Source organism: Ruegeria sp. BF10 (assembly GCF_056538725.1).
Genome location: NZ_JBQFTR010000001.1, coordinates 1,904,848 through 1,921,394, shown reverse-complemented (window position 1 = coordinate 1,921,394; position 16,547 = coordinate 1,904,848). Strand labels below are relative to the sequence as shown.

Annotated in this window: 14 protein-coding genes; 2 read left to right on the top strand and 12 right to left on the bottom strand. The window is 59.3% G+C overall.

The window, feature by feature from the left end:
* Positions 1-5: 5 nt before the first annotated feature.
* The 5 genes from ACR0DJ_RS09660 to ACR0DJ_RS09640 are packed head-to-tail and all read right to left on the bottom strand — an operon-like array spanning position 6 to position 5,539.
* Positions 6-275: a K+/H+ antiporter subunit F gene (locus tag ACR0DJ_RS09660; RefSeq protein WP_152457439.1), complete on the bottom strand. Its 270-nt coding sequence runs from the start codon at positions 273-275 to the stop codon at positions 6-8.
* The gene (locus tag ACR0DJ_RS09655; RefSeq protein ID WP_170347218.1) at positions 272-769 is read right to left on the bottom strand and encodes a Na+/H+ antiporter subunit E; all 498 of its coding nucleotides are present in this window, start codon (positions 767-769) and stop codon (positions 272-274) included. The genes ACR0DJ_RS09660 and ACR0DJ_RS09655 overlap by 4 nt, the downstream gene beginning before the upstream one ends.
* Entirely contained in the window at positions 769-2,313 is a 1,545-nt protein-coding gene (locus ACR0DJ_RS09650) for a monovalent cation/H+ antiporter subunit D (protein ID WP_425077944.1), read from the bottom strand. Before ACR0DJ_RS09650 ends, ACR0DJ_RS09655 begins: the two co-directional genes overlap by 1 nt.
* Positions 2,310-2,669 carry a Na+/H+ antiporter subunit C gene (locus ACR0DJ_RS09645; protein ID WP_117869526.1) on the bottom strand — a complete coding sequence of 120 codons (360 nt, stop codon included), beginning with the start codon at positions 2,667-2,669 and terminating at the stop codon, positions 2,310-2,312. Before ACR0DJ_RS09645 ends, ACR0DJ_RS09650 begins: the two co-directional genes overlap by 4 nt.
* On the bottom strand, positions 2,669-5,539 hold the full coding sequence (locus tag ACR0DJ_RS09640; RefSeq protein WP_425077945.1) for a monovalent cation/H+ antiporter subunit A: 2,871 nt from the start codon (positions 5,537-5,539) through the stop codon (positions 2,669-2,671). The genes ACR0DJ_RS09645 and ACR0DJ_RS09640 overlap by 1 nt, the downstream gene beginning before the upstream one ends.
* Positions 5,540-5,799: 260 nt before the next feature.
* Between ACR0DJ_RS09640 and ACR0DJ_RS09635 the strand changes: the two genes are divergently transcribed.
* Together ACR0DJ_RS09635 and ACR0DJ_RS09630 are read left to right on the top strand one after the other, a co-directional pair.
* A complete protein-coding gene (locus ACR0DJ_RS09635) occupies positions 5,800-6,237 on the top strand; it encodes a rhodanese-like domain-containing protein (protein ID WP_480686248.1) in 438 nt (145 codons plus the stop codon).
* Positions 6,234-7,058: a CE1 family esterase gene (locus ACR0DJ_RS09630; RefSeq protein WP_170347215.1), complete on the top strand. Its 825-nt coding sequence runs from the start codon at positions 6,234-6,236 to the stop codon at positions 7,056-7,058. The genes ACR0DJ_RS09635 and ACR0DJ_RS09630 overlap by 4 nt, the downstream gene beginning before the upstream one ends.
* Here the strand turns inward: ACR0DJ_RS09630 and mdoH are convergent, their stop codons facing one another.
* The 7 genes from mdoH to ACR0DJ_RS09595 form a co-directional block, all read right to left on the bottom strand.
* Positions 7,059-8,930 (bottom strand): glucans biosynthesis glucosyltransferase MdoH, encoded by a 1,872-nt coding sequence (gene mdoH / locus ACR0DJ_RS09625; RefSeq protein ID WP_480684717.1) that lies wholly within the window; start codon positions 8,928-8,930, stop codon positions 7,059-7,061. It lies immediately after the preceding gene.
* Positions 8,927-10,426: an OpgD/OpgG family glucan biosynthesis protein gene (locus ACR0DJ_RS09620; protein WP_480684715.1), complete on the bottom strand. Its 1,500-nt coding sequence runs from the start codon at positions 10,424-10,426 to the stop codon at positions 8,927-8,929. Before ACR0DJ_RS09620 ends, mdoH begins: the two co-directional genes overlap by 4 nt.
* Positions 10,423-11,640, bottom strand: a complete 1,218-nt coding sequence (locus tag ACR0DJ_RS09615) for an OpgC family protein (protein WP_480684714.1) — start codon at positions 11,638-11,640, stop codon at positions 10,423-10,425. Before ACR0DJ_RS09615 ends, ACR0DJ_RS09620 begins: the two co-directional genes overlap by 4 nt.
* Positions 11,641-11,668: 28 nt before the next feature.
* Complete coding sequence (locus tag ACR0DJ_RS09610; RefSeq protein ID WP_425077949.1) at positions 11,669-13,039, bottom strand: tetratricopeptide repeat protein; 1,371 nt, start codon at positions 13,037-13,039, stop codon at positions 11,669-11,671.
* Positions 13,040-13,218: 179 nt separating this feature from the next.
* Complete coding sequence (locus ACR0DJ_RS09605; RefSeq protein WP_480684713.1) at positions 13,219-14,403, bottom strand: CaiB/BaiF CoA transferase family protein; 1,185 nt, start codon at positions 14,401-14,403, stop codon at positions 13,219-13,221.
* A complete protein-coding gene (locus ACR0DJ_RS09600; RefSeq protein WP_480684712.1) occupies positions 14,390-16,009 on the bottom strand; it encodes a thiamine pyrophosphate-binding protein in 1,620 nt (539 codons plus the stop codon). Before ACR0DJ_RS09600 ends, ACR0DJ_RS09605 begins: the two co-directional genes overlap by 14 nt.
* Positions 16,010-16,088: 79 nt before the next feature.
* Complete coding sequence (locus ACR0DJ_RS09595) at positions 16,089-16,547, bottom strand: DUF302 domain-containing protein (protein ID WP_171206616.1); 459 nt, start codon at positions 16,545-16,547, stop codon at positions 16,089-16,091.

Below are 16,547 nucleotides of genomic sequence, written 5' to 3'. Positions count from 1 at the left end.
CGCCCTCACTCGATAATATTGCCGCGCAACATGAAGCGCGCGTAGGCCACGGTGGAGACAAAACCAAGCATGGCTATGATCATGGCGGCCTCGAAGAAGATCTCGGTGCCCTGATCCAGCCCATATAGGATCATCAGGGCGATGGTGTTGATCACCATCGTGTCCAAGGCCAGAACCCGAGTGCCAACCCCGTCAGCAGTGATGATCCGCCACAGACACATCATGATCGCCGCACCGAAACAGGCAAATGCAAAATAAATCGCGTAGTCGATCATTCGAAAATCTCCTTCAGGCGTCGTTCATAGCGCTGCTTGATCTGGTCTCGCACCTCGTCAGGGTTCGGTGCGTCGAGGCAATGTACCAGCAGGTTGTGCCCCTGCGCCGAAAGATCGCAACTGACGGTGCCGGGAGTCATCGTGATGGTCCCGGCCAGAAAGGTGATTGCTTCGGGGGTGCGCAACTCAAGCGGGACACAGACCCAGTTGGGCTGGCGGTCATCATTGCGCTTGAACAGGATGATCCGGGCCACTGTTACGTTTGCAACCACGATATCCCAAAGCACCACCAGCATGTATTCCACAACCATTGGCCAGTTGCGCACTTTGGGACGATCCGGCCAGTATGGCTGTGTGATGAAAGGAATGATGATCCCGAGGATCAGGCCAAATACCAGAGAGTTCAGCGAAGGCTTGTTCGCCAGCAGAATCCAGACCAGCGTCAGCAAAATCGTCAGGTGTGGGTGCGGGAAAATCCGGCGCAGCAGTTTCATCACTCTTCCCTTCCCAATACGGCAGAGATGTAGTTTTCAGGCGTAAACAACTGTTCTGCGGTTTTGCTCGTGTACTCCAGAGCCGGACCTGCGAACAGGGTCAGCAGGATCAGACCTGCCACGGCCCCGAACACAGCCGTAAAGGCAAGGCCGGGTTGCGGTTCGGGGGCGGCGGGGGCAGGCGCCTCATCGCCTTCGGCGGTTTCATCGGCTGTGACAACCTCAGCGTCGTAGCTTTTCCAGAAAATCAGCGTCCCGGCGCGGGCGAGCCCGACGATGGTGACGAATGATCCAATCAGGATAACCGCCCAGGCCGTGGTGGCATCGGATGCATCGCGCGAAGCGTCCAGAACCAAAAGCTTGCCTACAAAGCCGGACAGCGGCGGCATTCCAGCCATCGCGATGGCGCCGACAAAGAACAATGCAGCTATCAACCCGCTTTGCGGCATCGGTGGCTTGGGGGCTATGGCACCTCCCTGCCGTTCCATGATCAGGTCAGCAATGAGAAACAGCAACGCGGTCGCAAGTGTCGAATGAAACACGTAATAAAGGGCGGCTGCCGTCGCGCCGGGCGTGAATTGAGAAATCGCGATCAGCAAAGTACCCATGGACGCAATGGCGCAGAAGGCAACCATGCGGGCAATATGCTGCGATCCCAGAATGCCGACGGCACCGACCGCAAGCGTCAGCAGCGCCGCAGGTTGCAGCCACTCGCCAACCAGACCCTGCGTGACTTCGACGTCGGGGCCGAAGGCCAGCGTGTACATTCGCAGGATCGAATAGGCCCCGACCTTGGTCATGATTGCAAACAGGGCAGCAACAGGCAGCGGAGCGTTGGCATAGCTGGCGGGCAGCCAGAAATGCAGCGGCAGAACGGCAGCCTTGATGCAGAAGACCAGCAGCAACAGCACTGCGCCAACCCGCAGCAATGCGGTATCTTCGGCCGGAATTTCTGCAACGCGCACGGCGATGTCCGCCATGTTCAGCGTGCCGGTCACGCCATAGATCGTACCGAGGGCAAACAGAAACAGGGTCGACCCCAACAGGTTATACGCCACATACTGCACACCCGCTTTCAACCGCACCGCGCCACCGCCATGTGTCATCAGGCCGTAAGAGGCGATCAGCAGAACCTCGAAGAACACGAAAAGGTTGAAGGCGTCGCCGGTCAGGAAGGCCCCGCAGACGCCCATGAGTTGGAAATGGAACAGCGCGTGGAAATGCTTGCCCCGGTCATCCCAGCCCGACGCAATGGCATACAGCACGATCGGCAGGGCCAGCAGGGCGGTCAGCAGAACCATCATTGCGGACATGCGGTCCAGCACCATGACAATGCCAAAGGGGGCGGGCCAGTCGCCAAGCTCGTACACCTGAATGTCCCCGCCCGAGGCCTGAGCCGTGATCGTCAGCGCAATCCCAAGCAAAGCCACGACACCCGCGACCGAGAAGATACGTTGCAGGTCCAGGTGGTATCGCAGGACCATGATGATAAACGGGGCCAGAATCGCGGGCAGGACGATCGGCGCAACGATCCAGTGGTTCATGCGTCATCTCCCGGCGCGTCAACACTGTCCTGGGCGGTCATGTCGATATGGTCGTCTTTGGCGGACAGGTATGCGCTGAGTGAGATCATCACGATCACGGCGGTCATCCCGAACGAGATCACGATAGCCGTCAGGACCAGCGCCTGTGGCAGAGGGTCGGTATAGGGCACGTCCTTGTACTTGTTCAGAACCGCTGGCGCGTTCAGCGCCAGTCGTCCGGTCGCGAACAGGAAGACGTTCACCGCGTATGTGATCAGAGACAGGCCCAGAATGACCGGAAACGTCCGGCGGCGCAGGATCAGGAAGATCCCGGCGGCAGTCATGATGCCAACGGCGGAGGCTACGAGCGCTTCCATCAGGACTGCTCCTTCTCTTGTTTTTCTTCCAGAAGATCATCCCGCAGTGGGTTGATATCCATCGGGAATTCCTGAGCCATTCCCGGCTGCCACGCAAAGCGGGACAGGCTGTCCAATGCAAGCATGACCGCACCCAGAACCGCTAGGAATACGCCTGTATCAAACAGCATGGCGGTGGCCCATTCGAACTCCTCCAGCGGAGGCCAGTCGATGTAGCCGAAATCGCTGGTCAGGAAAGGACGATCGTTGAACCACGCGCCCAGTCCGGTTGCTGCGGCGATCAGAACGCCCCAGCCGATGGTGCCGTGGTAATAGAACCTCTGCCGCTCGATGGCCCAGGTATAACCGCTGGCCATGTACTGCATCAGGTAAGCGATGGCGACGATAAGTCCGGCGATAAAGCCACCGCCGGGCTGGTTGTGCCCGCGGAAGAAGATGTAAGCCCCGACCATAAGTGCGATCGGCATCATCACGCGGGTAACCACAACCATCATCAAGGGATGAGAGTCGCCGGATTGAGGCCAGTGCGGTTTGCGGTTCAGCAGATAGCTGCGGACGTTGGTGCTGAGCACGGATTCCGTCAGCGCAAAGATGATCAGTGCGGCGATGCCCAGAACGATGATCTCGCCAAAGGTGTCAAAACCCCGGAAGTCGACAAGGATCACATTGACCACATTGGTGCCGCCGCCGCCTTTGTAGGAATTGGCCAGATGGAACTCTGAAATCGTCGGGAAAGCGAAATCGCGCATCATCATCGCGTAGATCAGCGCACCGGTACCAAGGCCCGCGACCACGGAAATCGCCGCATCCCGCCAGCGCCGCGCCGCCGAACTGTCCCAGGGCGTTTCGGTCGGCAGAAAGTTCAGCGACAGCAACAAAAGGATCATTGTCACCACCTCGACCGAGATTTGCGTCAAAGCAAGGTCAGGGGCCGAGAGATAGTTGAAGGCAATCGAAACGATCAGGCCGACAACACCGATCAATACCAGCGACAGAAGACGATTCCGGTGGAACCACATGATGCCCAGCGTCGCACCCACAAGGCAGATCCAGCCAATGATCGGAATGATCTGAGCCGGCAGCGGAACGCGGGTTTCAATACCAATTGTCCCGGTCGAATACGCGTAATAACCCAGGCCAACGGTAAAGGCGACAAAGATGATGGCATAGCGGCTGAGGACCCCGTTGTGCAATTCATCCGTGATCCAGCGGCTCAACCCGGTCAGCGCTTCTATGATTGCTTCGAAGATCTGTTTGGCTTCGGGGCGGGGCAGGGCGTTCCAGACCTGCTCACCCCGTTTGTGCAGCGCCAGCAGGAACAGACCGCCCAGAGTCGCCACGACCGACATGTAAAGGGCCGGTGTGAAGCCATGCCAGAGTTTCAGCGAGTAATACGGAAGCTTCTCGCCGCCAATCACTGCGCTTGACACCACTGCAACCAGAGGTCCGACAATGGCAGCGGAATAGAGGCCGATCAGGATGACAAGTACGACCAGGAATGCAGGCGCGATCCACAACCCAACGGGCGGGTCATGCGGATGGGCCGGATAATCTTCCCTCTGTGGACCAAGGAAAACGTGACTCACAAAGCGGAAGGAATAGGCGGCCGAGAACAACGCAGCCAACAGCGCCAGCCCCGGCACCAGGTAATGAGAGTGCAGCCATGTGGTATGCACGGTTTCCTCAAGCATCATCTCTTTGGACAGGAAACCATTCAGAGGCGGCAGCCCGGCCATCGAGAGGGCGGCAATCGTGCCAATGGTGAAGGTGATCGGCATCAGGTGGCGCAAGCCGCCCAGCCTTTTGATGTCGCGCGTGCCGGTCTCGTGATCCACGATCCCGGCGGTCATGAACAAGGCGGCTTTGAACGTCGCGTGGTTGATGATGTGGAACACGGCAGCGACGGCTGCAATCTTTGTGCCAAAGCCCAGAAGCATGGTGATCAGGCCCAGATGCGATACGGTCGAAAACGCCAGCAATGCCTTCAGATCGTCCTTGAACAACGCGATAGACGCGCCGATCAGCATGGTAACCAGACCCGTGGTGGCCACGATATAGAACCACGCATCCGTACCGGCCAGAACCGGCCACATCCGTGCCATCAGAAACAAGCCGGCTTTCACCATGGTGGCAGAGTGCAGATAGGCCGAAACCGGTGTCGGCGCGGCCATGGCGTGCGGCAGCCAGAAATGAAACGGGAACTGCGCCGACTTGGTAAAACAGCCCAGCAGGATAAGGATCAGCGCAGGCATGTAGTAGGGTGAAGCCTGGATCAGTTCTTTGTTCTGCAAAATGACGCTGAGGTCGTAGGACCCCACGATATTGCCGAGGATCAGCATCCCGGCAATCATCGCCAAGCCGCCAGAGCCAGTGACAGCCAAGGCCATGCGCGCGCCCTGACGACCTTCGGGAAGGTGCTTCCAATAGCCGATCAGCAGGAATGAGCTGAGCGATGTAAGTTCCCAGAAAATAAGCAGAAGCAGGATATTGTCGGACAGGACAATCCCGACCATCGCGCCCTGAAACAGCAAAAGATAGGTAAAGAACTGCCCCATCGGGTCTTCGCGCGACAGATAGAACCTTGCATAAAGGATGATCAGCAACCCTATGCCCAGGATCAGCAACGCGAACAAAAAACCCAATCCGTCCAGCATGAAATTTGCGTTCAGACCCAGCCCCGGTATCCAATCGAACCGGGCGGTCACCACCTCTCCGCGCATCACTGACGGGATATGAATCAACAAGCCCATCAGGGCCAGGAATGTGGTCAACCCGGCGGCGGAGGCGGCTGCGTTCCGGCCTGCCCGGATCAGCAGGGCGGGAAAAACAGCGCCAAGGAAGGGAAGGGCCGCGATAAGGAATAGGGACAAGTGCGATACTCCGATCTGGGCGGTCAGTGTGAAGCCAATTTTGTAAGGATATTTTCCCGACTGTCCAGATATTGTAACTTTTTTACAGAGTCCTAATGGCCCGGTCAGGAATTCTGCCACGTTGCGAAAAAATGACGCGATCTTGATGCGGGTCGGGGTTTTTCAACGCCCCCGTTTCAGACCATCTGTGATAGAACAAATCTCAGCGAACAGGAGGCTGAATCTTGGCCGAGAAAGTGAACCGAGCCCGAAGATGGATGATGATCGGCGTTTGTGCTGCGATCGCAGGCGGGTTTGCGATCAGGGAATACCGTTTGATCCCCGAAGATCATGGCGGCGGCCGGATCAGCGTAGCCGTTGCTCATGAACAGGCATCAGACGGGCGCATTCTGCTGGTCGATATCCGCACGCCGCGCGAATGGCGGGCATCCGGAATTGGCGAGGGTGCTGTGCCGCTGGACATGCGGCGAGAAGATTTCGTCAATGCACTGACGGAATTGACCGGCGGCAATCAGGCAGCGCCAGTGGCGCTGATCTGCGCGCGCGGTGTGCGTTCAGCACACCTGAGCAACCGCCTGATCGAGGCTGGATTCACCAATGTGATCGACGTGCCAGAGGGTATGCTGGGTTCGGCCGCAGGGCCGGGATGGGTTCGGGCCGGATTGCCGGTGCGTAAATATGATGAGGATGCAGGATGATCCGGCAGTTCAGCCTGGCTTTGGCCTTGTCAGTGACCGGGCAGAGCGCTTTCGCGGGGTGTGCCGGCCAAGAGGATACCTGTGAGACTCCCATGGGAGCCTATCACATCGAACTGCCCGATGCGGACAATGCGCCCATGGTGGTGTTCCTGCATGGGTATGGCGGCAGCGGGTCGGGTACGATGCGCAATCGCGGGATGGTCGAACCACTGTTGAAACGCGGGTATGCGGTGATGGCCCCTGAAGGGCTGGAACGGCCCGACCGGGGCGGAACCAAAAGCTGGAATTTCTATCCAGGCTTTGGGGATCGGGACGAAACCGCCTTTCTGACCGAAGTGGTGCAAGACGCGGCAAGGCGGTTTGGTATCGACGCCGACCGTGTCTTGCTGGGCGGGTTTTCCGCTGGCGCTTTCATGGTCAACTATCTGGCTTGCGAGGCCCCCGATGCGTTCTCGGCCTATGTTCCGGTGTCCGGTGGTTTCTGGCGCCCGCACCCTGATGCCTGCAAAGGTCCGATCCGCATGTTCCATACGCATGGCTGGACCGACAATGTGGTGCCGCTGGAAGGGCGCCTGCTGGGCGGAGGGCGCTTTCAGCAGGGGGATATCTACGCGGGCCTGGAAATCTGGCGTGATGCCAACGGTTGTGTCGATCACAAACCGGCCGGGTTCAGCACGACGGGTGAATTCATGCGCCGCCGCTGGACCAATTGTGCCGAAGGCAGCGCGCTGGAATTTGCTTTGTTTCCCGGAGGGCACACCGTTCCCGCGGGCTGGGCCGACATGATGGTCGATTGGTATGAAGGGCTTCCCGGCAGCTGATCACTCGGCAGGGGTCATGTTGCCTTTGCCTTCGACCAGTCGCTTCAGTTCATCGCGATAGCGGCGCGCTGACCGGGTAATGGCGGGTTCGCTGAAATCCTCTCGCATTCCGACCATCTTGCGGGCGGCACCTGCCGAGACACCGCTGAGCGCAGACAACGGGATAGCCAGTGCCAGGCTGATGGCGATCGGGGCCAGCCAGATCGACACCAGACCGGACAGGATACCGACGCTCAGCGCCACTCCGCTTACGGTTTCAAGCGCGTGGCACAGGATCAGCGTTCGCAGACCATAGGTGCCACCGTCGCGGGCCTGTGGCGACCAGCCGCGCTGAATGCCAAAAGCCGTACGGAAAACAGCGATCATCTGTTGCACCATCAGGATCGGAGCGTAAAGGATCGACAACAGAACCTCGGCCAGGAAAGAGCCGAGGAATTTGCGCCCGCCACCGAAATCCGCATAGCGTACACCGCTCAGCGGCAGGGCCAGAACGCCCAGAACCTTGGGGGCCAAAAGCATCGCGTACATGACCAGAATGATCAGCACGTGACGGGTTTCCGACATCTCGGGCCATTGCGGGAACAGAGGATTGTCGGGGCTGAAATAATGCAGGACAGAGGCATCCTGACCCTGACCGATCAGCGCCCACATCAACAATAGTGCAAACCACAACGGTGACATCAGATAGCCGACTGCGCCATGGAACATGTGGAACCGCGACACGGCACGGAATCCGGAAGAACCCAGCAGTTTCAGGTGTTGCAGGTTGCCCTGGCACCAGCGGCGGTCCCTCATGGCGTGATCGATGAGGGTGGGCGGTGTTTCTTCATATGACCCGCGAATACGAGGCAGGAAGCGCACGGCCCATCCGGCGCGGCGCAGCAGGCCGGCCTCGACGAAATCGTGGCTCATGATCAGCTTGTCCTGACCGCTGAACGAACGCAGCTTGGGCAGTCCGGCGCTGGTGGCAAAAGCCCTGGTGCGGATGATGGCGTTGTGGCCCCAATAGTTGCCTTCCTGCCCGCACCAGCGGGCCAGACCTTCGGCAAAGGCGATGCCGTAGACGCCATTTGCAAATTGCTGCATCCGGGCAAAGACCGACTGCGCGCCGATCAGCTGCGGATAGCTTTGAATCAAGCCCGCACCCGGATCGCATGCCAGTGCATCAGTCAGGCGATGGATCGCGCGCCCGGTCATCAGGCTGTCGGCATCCAGCACCAGCATGGCATCCCAATCCGCGCCCCAGCGGCTGACCCAGTCGGCAATGTTGCCCACTTTGCGATCGGTATTCTGTTCGCGGCGGCGATAGTACAGCTCAAGCCCAGGTGCCAGCGTGGTGCGCAGCGCCTCGACGCTGGCCTGTTCCTGCGCCGCAATCTCGGGGTCGCGCGTGTCCGACAGAATGAACATGGCATAATGATGTTTCCCGCCGCGTGCCTGAAGATCCTCCAACATGGTGCGGGCATTGCCCAGTACGTTCCAGGGGACCTCGTTGTAGACCGGGGTCAGCAGGGCCACCCGCAGGGGTTGCGCTGCGGTCAGGCGCTCGGGACGTTCCTGTTTTGCCAGCGACACCATGCCCAGCAAAACGGTGCAGACGGTGAAGGAAATCCAGAAGAAGTTGAACGAAATCAAAGTCAAAAGGATGCCTTCAATCACGTTGATGCCTTCCGCACCGAACCAATCGCTCATGACCCATAGCAAGGCCAGAGTGGCGGCCATTGCAGGCGAAAAGGCCAGTGCGCGCCAGAATCCGGCAGATGATTTGTGCTGACCGGAAGGTGCGTCCGCATCCCGGAACCGTGCGCTGAAGTTCTGCGCAGGCATCGCCAGGGGCGCCTCGGGCGGCATGATATGCAGGTCGCTGCTCATGTGGTCCAACGGTATAGCCAGACCTCGGAGGCAGGCTGTTTGTCTTTCAGCAACTGCGCCCGCAATTCCACATGGTTACGCTCGCCGGGCTGGAATGAGAACGCCAGACGCAGGCCACCGGTATCCGGGTTGCGTTGCAAGACGCCTTCCGAGGTTTCCGCATGGGGGGAATCCACGAAAATCGTGATCGCGTCTATATCCGCGAACAAATCGCTTTCTTCAAAGTCGATGACGGCCAACCGGCCTTCGCCAAAGGTGTTTTCGCCCATCGCGGTGTTGATCACGCGTGGCATCGGTGTGCGCTGGGGTTCTTCCCCCCAGATCAGGCGATAGGACAGGTCGACCTGACTGCCTGCCGCATAGGGTTCAGCGGGCCGCCAATAGGCAACGATGTTGTCATAGATTTCCTGATCTGCCGGGATCTCGACCAGCGTGACCGAGCCTTTGCCCCAATCTTCACGGGGCTCGACCCACAGGCCCGGGCGTTTGTGATAATTGGCTTCAAGATCGGCATAGTCCGAAAACTCTCGTTTGCGCTGCATCAGACCAAACCCGCGCGGGTTTGTGTCGACGAAGGATGAAACCTGCAATCGGGTCGGGTTGGCCAACGGACGCCACAGCACTTCGCCTGCGCCATTGCGGATCAGCAGGCCGTCACTGTCGTGTACAGCAGGGCGGAAATCGTCGAACCGGCTGTGGTTGGTCTGGTCGAACAGGAACATCGAAGTTCCCGGAGCGATGCCCACATGGGACAGGTCTTCGCGCGGGAACAGCGTTGCTTCGATATCCATGATGCAATCCGCGCCCGCCGTGACGTTGAAACGATAGGCGCCGGTCACGCTGGGGCTGTCCAGCAATGCATGCACGACCATGTTGCGTTGGCCCGGTTCGGGACGCTCCAGCCAGAACCGGATGAATTCGGGGAATTCCTCGCCATCCGGATCGCCGGTTTTCAACGCCAGACCCCGCGCGGACAGCCCGTAAACCTCGTGCAGACCGATGGCGCGGAAATAGCTGGCCCCCTGCCAGACGCAGAATTCATCTGTCTTGCCGGGGCGGTGCATTTCAGTGCGCAGGCGCAGGCCCGAGAAGCCCAGCGTGTCATCGATCGGCAGTTGCGGCACGTCTTCGGACTTGTCGAACATTTCCAGATCGAAGGCGACCGGCTTGGTCATGCCGTTCTCGACCGTCTCCACCTTTACGGTGCGGGGGAAATACAGGCCGGGGGTGAAGAAATCGACATTGAATGGCGTCTCGGTTTCATACCACAGTGCCCGATCAAGCCGGAACCGGATGGAGCGGTATTGCTGATAGGTCAGGTCCTGCCATTCCTGCGGTACCATCTCGCGTTCCACATAGGGGCGGCTGGCCAGATCGCGGGCCATTTCAATTACGTAGTCGCGGTCAAAAGGCGTCTCACCGCCCGTCGCATACGCGGTCGGGGCAAAGGCCAAAGCAGTCGTCGAGACGAGGAATGCGCGGCGGGTGAATTTCATTTCTTCGACTTCCAGGGTTGTGACTTGAACCAAGCTGCCAGATAGGCAACGGCGATGATCATCGCAAACCCAATCATGTTGGCGACAAAGACAGTGGCGACATCCCGCCCAGCCTGATCCAGCGCGACGCCGATCAGCCGGGCCGCGGCCATGGAAAACACAAAGACGGCAAGGGATTGCTGGCCGACCTTGGTGACAACGGCCAGCAGGAATTGCCAGATACGTGCGCCCACACCATGGCCTGTCGCGATCAGACGGTGGCCGTGCTCGCCCGCTGCGACCCATCCCAGATAGGCCAGCGACAGAAAGTGGACATATCGCAGAAGGCCGAACTCGGTTTTGCCGCGCAGCTCTTCGGTCAGGGGCCAGCCCTTGCGGATCACTGCGCCTAGCTCGGGTGCAGCCGTATTGATCCAGGTGAAGACTTTCCAAGACCCGAACGGGGCTGACAGGACGACAAAGGCAATTGCCACCCAGATCAAAGACTTCGACACGGGCGGGGCCGGAATCCAACCGCGCATGAAGGCAAAGCCGGTGAAGAACAGCAATTGCCAGCCAAAAGGGTTGAAGAACCACTGGCGCGCGGACCAGGGTTCAGCGGGAAGGGCCAGCGCGCCGGTTTGTGCGATGAACCAGATGGCCAAGCAAACTGCCGCCATCAGCCAGAAACTGACGCGATGGAGCGCCATGTAAAGCGGCATCAGCGCCAGTACGACCAGATACATCGGCAGGATATCGAAGTAGTTCGGAACATAGGTCAGAGTGAAAATCCCGACCATTTGCGGCGCTGGATCATTGAAGAAATGCTGTAGGTTCAGCGACGAGACATAGGTTTTCTCGAACGCGCCAGTCTGATCCAGCGCGGCCATCGTCATGGCAACAAAGAAGAACAGGGCAATATGCGCCCAATAGACCTGCCAGATGCGGTAGGCCACTCGGGCGGTGCCCATCCACCAGCCTTTGCGCAGAAAAGCACCTCCAAATGCGATGGCCGAGGCCATGCCCGAACAGAACACAAAGATCTCGGTTGCATCGGAATAGCCAAACCGCGCGGGAATCCATTTGGCCCAGGGATCGTTTGGAATATGGGCGATCAGGATGATGAACATCGCAATGCCGCGGTAGAAATCCAGACGCGGATCGCGCGTGCTGGCAGGGGCAGCGGCCGGGGCCGCAGCGGGTACATAATCAGAAGCGGGCGATATGGTCGCCATACGTTTTCTGTCCTTCTTGGTCTTTTTGTTATTCTGCGGGAACGCTTTGTGCGTCACCGCTGTCGCGGGCCGCGTCGATCAGGGCGCGGCGCGCGATGGCATAATTGTCTTCGCCCCCGGCGCGCTTGGCCCGGCGATCATCCAGAATGCGCTCGACTGCATCGAGGCGCCCGGCCCGAAGACCGGAATCGATGGTAATGCGTTCAAATACATCACGTTGCGCATGGCTGCCACCGGCCAGTTGCATGGAATCGCGTGCCGTCAAAAGATGATCAAAGGCCGTGGCGTAATGACCGTCACCAAAGGCCTCGAGGCCCATGGCAGCGGCAACACCGGGGTCTGCCATGCGGCGGGTCATGTCGTCATTGGCGCGCGCTGCATCCTTGTTCATGCGGCTCAGCATCTTGGCCGTGGCGTCGGCGCGGTTATCGCCGGTCAGCGCCAGCATATAGTGTAGATCCGCAAAGATCAGGCAGCCGTCTTCTGTTCGTGCGGCACTCAGATCAGCCAGTTCTTCCCAGCGGTTCCCAACATCTATGCCTTCGAGCTCAAGCCGAGACAGAAGTGAAGTTGCGTTCGAGATGTCCCGGTAATCGTCGGTTTTGTCCTTGCGAATATGGGCGTCATACAGTTCCATCACCTGATCGACCTGACCCAGATCCAGATGCATCAGCGCCTTGTGCCACCACACGTGGTAACGGAAATTGTTGCAGTGGGACCAGGCGGCCTCACGCCCGGCCAGCCAGTCAAGGCCCAGCTGCGCATTACCCGTCATCTCGTGGACATGGGCCACCGCGTGCAGGCCCCAGGCATCATCGGACACCATCCACAGCGCCTGACGGCCCGCGATTTCGGCCTTTTCGTAAGCGCCTGTTTCTTCCAGTGCGAAGGAATGACAGCCCAGCAGATAGCCGCGCCCCGGATGATCGGGTTCATAAGCGGGCAACACCCGCTCGATCGAGCGGCGCATCCCATTGGCGTCACCCAGGACAAAGCGGGTTGCGTGGCTTAGTTTCATCGCCAGCGTGTCCTGCGGGTGATCGCGCAGAATCGTTTCGAATTTCTGAACCGCCTGCGTCTGTTGCCCCGCCAGATAGAGGGCAAGCGACTCCACATAAAGACGCTCACGCGTGGTGATGGGCTGGCGTTCCATCGCCGCGTGGGCAGCAGCCAGCGCTTCGACGGCAACGGCCATCATCTCGCGCCGCCCAAGCAGCGCCATGAACAGACCTTTGATCGCATGACCCAGCGCGAAGTCGGGCTCGAGTTCAAGCACTTTGCCCAAATGCTGAGGCGTGACAGCGGCATGAGCCATGAACCCAAGCAGAACACCATTCCACGCTTCGACGGCCGCCGGCTGGGTCAGGGTGTTCATCTGTCCGAAAACGTCTTGTTTCATGCTTGGGTCCAATCTGATTGCGATATTTGACACTGTTCGATGTAACAGAGTGTGCAATAGCGGCGTAACAGTATCGACGCTGCTCTCGAATTGGTGAAATGACGTGTGCGAAAAAGGTGAAAAAAACCGCCGATTCAAGGGCATGTTTCAGCGACTTGCCGCCTAATTGTGCAAGTATTTCAATCCTCGAACGGGTTTTTTGCGCTCAGAACGGCCTCGGTATCGACTCCACAGACCGGTGGAGCGTTTCGATATGTTACAGGTGTGCGAGACAGGTTCAGAGGATTCCCGATCAGGTTGACCTGACCCGGCTGGGCCTGCATGGCAATCTGCATTCGTCTTGCGGCCACTTGTTCCGTGTTGAACACCTGATCCAGCGTCTGAACCGGGCCGACGGGCACTTTGACAGCTTCGAGGCCGGAAATGACGGTCTGGGTGTCAAGCGCCTTCACTGCGGGGCGAAGGATGGAATTCAGTGCATCACGATGTTCCAGACGGGCCGGGTTGGTCGCGAATCTCGGATCGACTGCCAGTTCAGGAGCATTGATGAAGTCGCAGAGCTTTCTGAACTGGCCGTCATTTCCAACCGCGAGAATCACGTGCCCATCAGCGGTTTCGTAGACGTCATAAGGGACGATATTCGGGTGCCCGTTGCCGCGTCTTTGCGGAACATCGCCTGACGTCAGATAGTTGACGCCTTCATTGATCAGCCAGGCAATCTGAGAATCCACCAGCGCCAGATCGATCTGTTGGCCTTCGCCGGTCAGGTCGCGGTGGCGCAGCGCGGCCAGGATTCCAACAGTCGCATACATCCCGCACATCACGTCGGCGATGCCAACACCCACTTTCATGGGGGCGCCCTCGGGGTCTCCGGTCAGCGACATGATCCCGCCATAGCCTTGCGCCATCAGGTCATAGCCGGGCTTGCTGGCATTCGGCCCGGTTTGACCGTAGCCCGAGATTGAACAGTACACGAGGCTTGGAAACTCTTGCGACAGGGTGGCGTAGTCCAGCCCATACTTGGCCAAGCCGCCCGGTTTGAAGTTCTCGATCAGAATGTCCGCGTGTGACGCCAACCGTCTGATTTCCGCCTGACCCTCGGTCGAGGAGATATTCAGCGCGACGGATTTCTTGTTGCGGTTGGCCGACATGAAATAGGCGCTCAGGTCCGAGCGGTTGCCCTCGGCATCGCTCACGTAGGGCGGCCCCCATTGCCGCGTGTCATCGCCCCCGGTTGCCGGGTTTTCGATCTTGATGACGCTTGCACCCAGATCGCCCAGCAGTTGCGTGCAGGTGGGGCCTGCCAGAATCCGGCTAAGGTCCAGAACCTTGACACCCTTCAACGGGCCTTCAGATGCGGCCATCATAGCCTCCACGCTCAACTTCTGCAGCAATCACCGTAAATGTCTCAGCCTTTACAGCAGCTTCCAGTGCGGTGCGCAACTCTGTCCTGTTATGAACCGTATGGCCATTGCCGCCAAAGGCCCGGCCCATGGCGGCAAAGTCATGATGGCCGAAATCGACGCCCGTGTTGCCCATCTGCCGCTGGCGCTGTTTCAATTCGATCAGGGCAAGGCTGGCATCCACGAAGACCAGAAAGATCGGGTTGCCGCCCATTTCAGCCGCTGTCGACAACTCGCCCGCAACCATAAGGAACCCGGCATCGCCCGAGAAGCTGATCACCGGGCGGTCCGGTTCGGCCAGTTTCAGGCCAATGGCCATCGGAACAGCGCAGCCCATGGTGCAGAGCGCCGAGGATTGGATCAACCCGCGTTCTTCGTTGCACGCCCACATCTGGCTCAGCAGAATGCGATGCGCGCCACTGTCGGCCGTGGCCAACGTTTCAGGCGGCAGGACGGCACGGGTTTCGGCAATGACGGCAGCGGGGCCCCAGTTTTCATCGGTGGGGAAGGCCTTTGCCAGCGCGGCTTTGACCTGCGCGGGTTCGTTGCCCGGCCATGTTTCATGGGCCGGGTTGCCTTTGGCAATTGCCTCCAATGTCTCGCCCGTGTCGGCGACAAGATTCAATCCAGCCTGATGCATGTAGTGGTCGTTGACCACGGCAGAGATATCGATGACGCGCTTTTCTTCCGGATCCCAGATCTCACGCCAGCCGGGGCGCATTTCGATCGGGTCATATCCCAGACACAATACCAGATCCGATTGTTCGATCAGAGGCACAAGATGCTTGTCAGCCAGCGGCGACAGCCCCGCGCCACCCAGACACAGTGGGTGATCCTCGGGCACGACACCCTTGGCCTTGTAGGTCGTCACGAAAGGAATACCAAAATGTTCCAGGAACGCCTGCACGACACTGCGCGAGTCGTCATAGAGGACATCCAGGCCGATGATGGCAATGGGGCGTTCGGCCTCGGCCACCCAGCGGCGGGCCTTTTCCAGGCATTCGCCACCGGGGCTGACCGGCGCAACCTTGGCCAGCCGGCGGCGTTTCACGCCGGTAACAGGCGTGTCGGCAACCGAGATCGGGACATCGATATGAACCGGGCCCGGTCGTGGCTGCATGGCCAATGACACCGCCTTGTCAGCAATGACATCCGCGCCTTTGGCTGTCAGCGTATAAGTGCCTTTGGTGATCGAGCGATAAACCCGGCTGTGATCCATGACCTGATGGGTATAGGTCAACGCTTCGTCGGCATCGACGCATCCGGTCAGAACGACCATCGGCACACGATCCTGCAAAGCGTTCGCCACCACATTGATCCCGTTCATTGCACCCGGACCCAGGGTGGCCACCAGAATCGCAGGTGCTCCGTCGCGATGATGAACGGCTTCGGCCATGAACCCGGCAGAGTTTTCGTGCTTGGTCAGATGAAATGTGATCCCAGCCTTTTCCAGTGCGTCGACCAGCGTCAGCACCTCGCCCCCCGGCATCCCAAAGGCGTGACGACAGCCCGCTTCATAAAGACGTTGGGCCAGAAGATCCGCAGCGCGGGGCGAGGGGTCCTGCATCAGTCATGCTCCGAGAAAACTGTTTCGAAGCAGATTGCGGAGGACGCCTCTGGACGCAAGGCGGTTCACGGCAGTGTGACTATTTGACTGCGCGTTCAGCGATCGATTGAAACGTCGTGTCAAGCTCGGCGGCAATATTCAGCAGGTCTTGCCCACCTTCCGGGGCGTAAGGCGCAAAGACAAAGCTGGGGGTCTTGTAAGACAGGGTCGCCGTCCCGTCCTGGTTCTCGGTTACGTAAAACCGGATCGGAGCCTCGATCATCGCGTGGACCGAGGTCTCCAGAACCCGCACGGCGTAGTCATTGTTGAAGGCTCCGATCACGCGATTTCCGGGAATCGAAATCCCACGTGCTGCCGCCGCTTTGGTCGGGCCCGCCTGTGTCACGACGATCAACCCGTTTTCCTTGATCGCGGCTTTGGTTGCGTCAACCAGTTCTGCATACGGTTTCTGGGTTGGGTATACGGCCCAGCCCTCGGGCGCATTCTGAGCCCACAGAGGTGAAGCGATCAGGCAGAGCAGGGGAATGAGAGCTTTCAT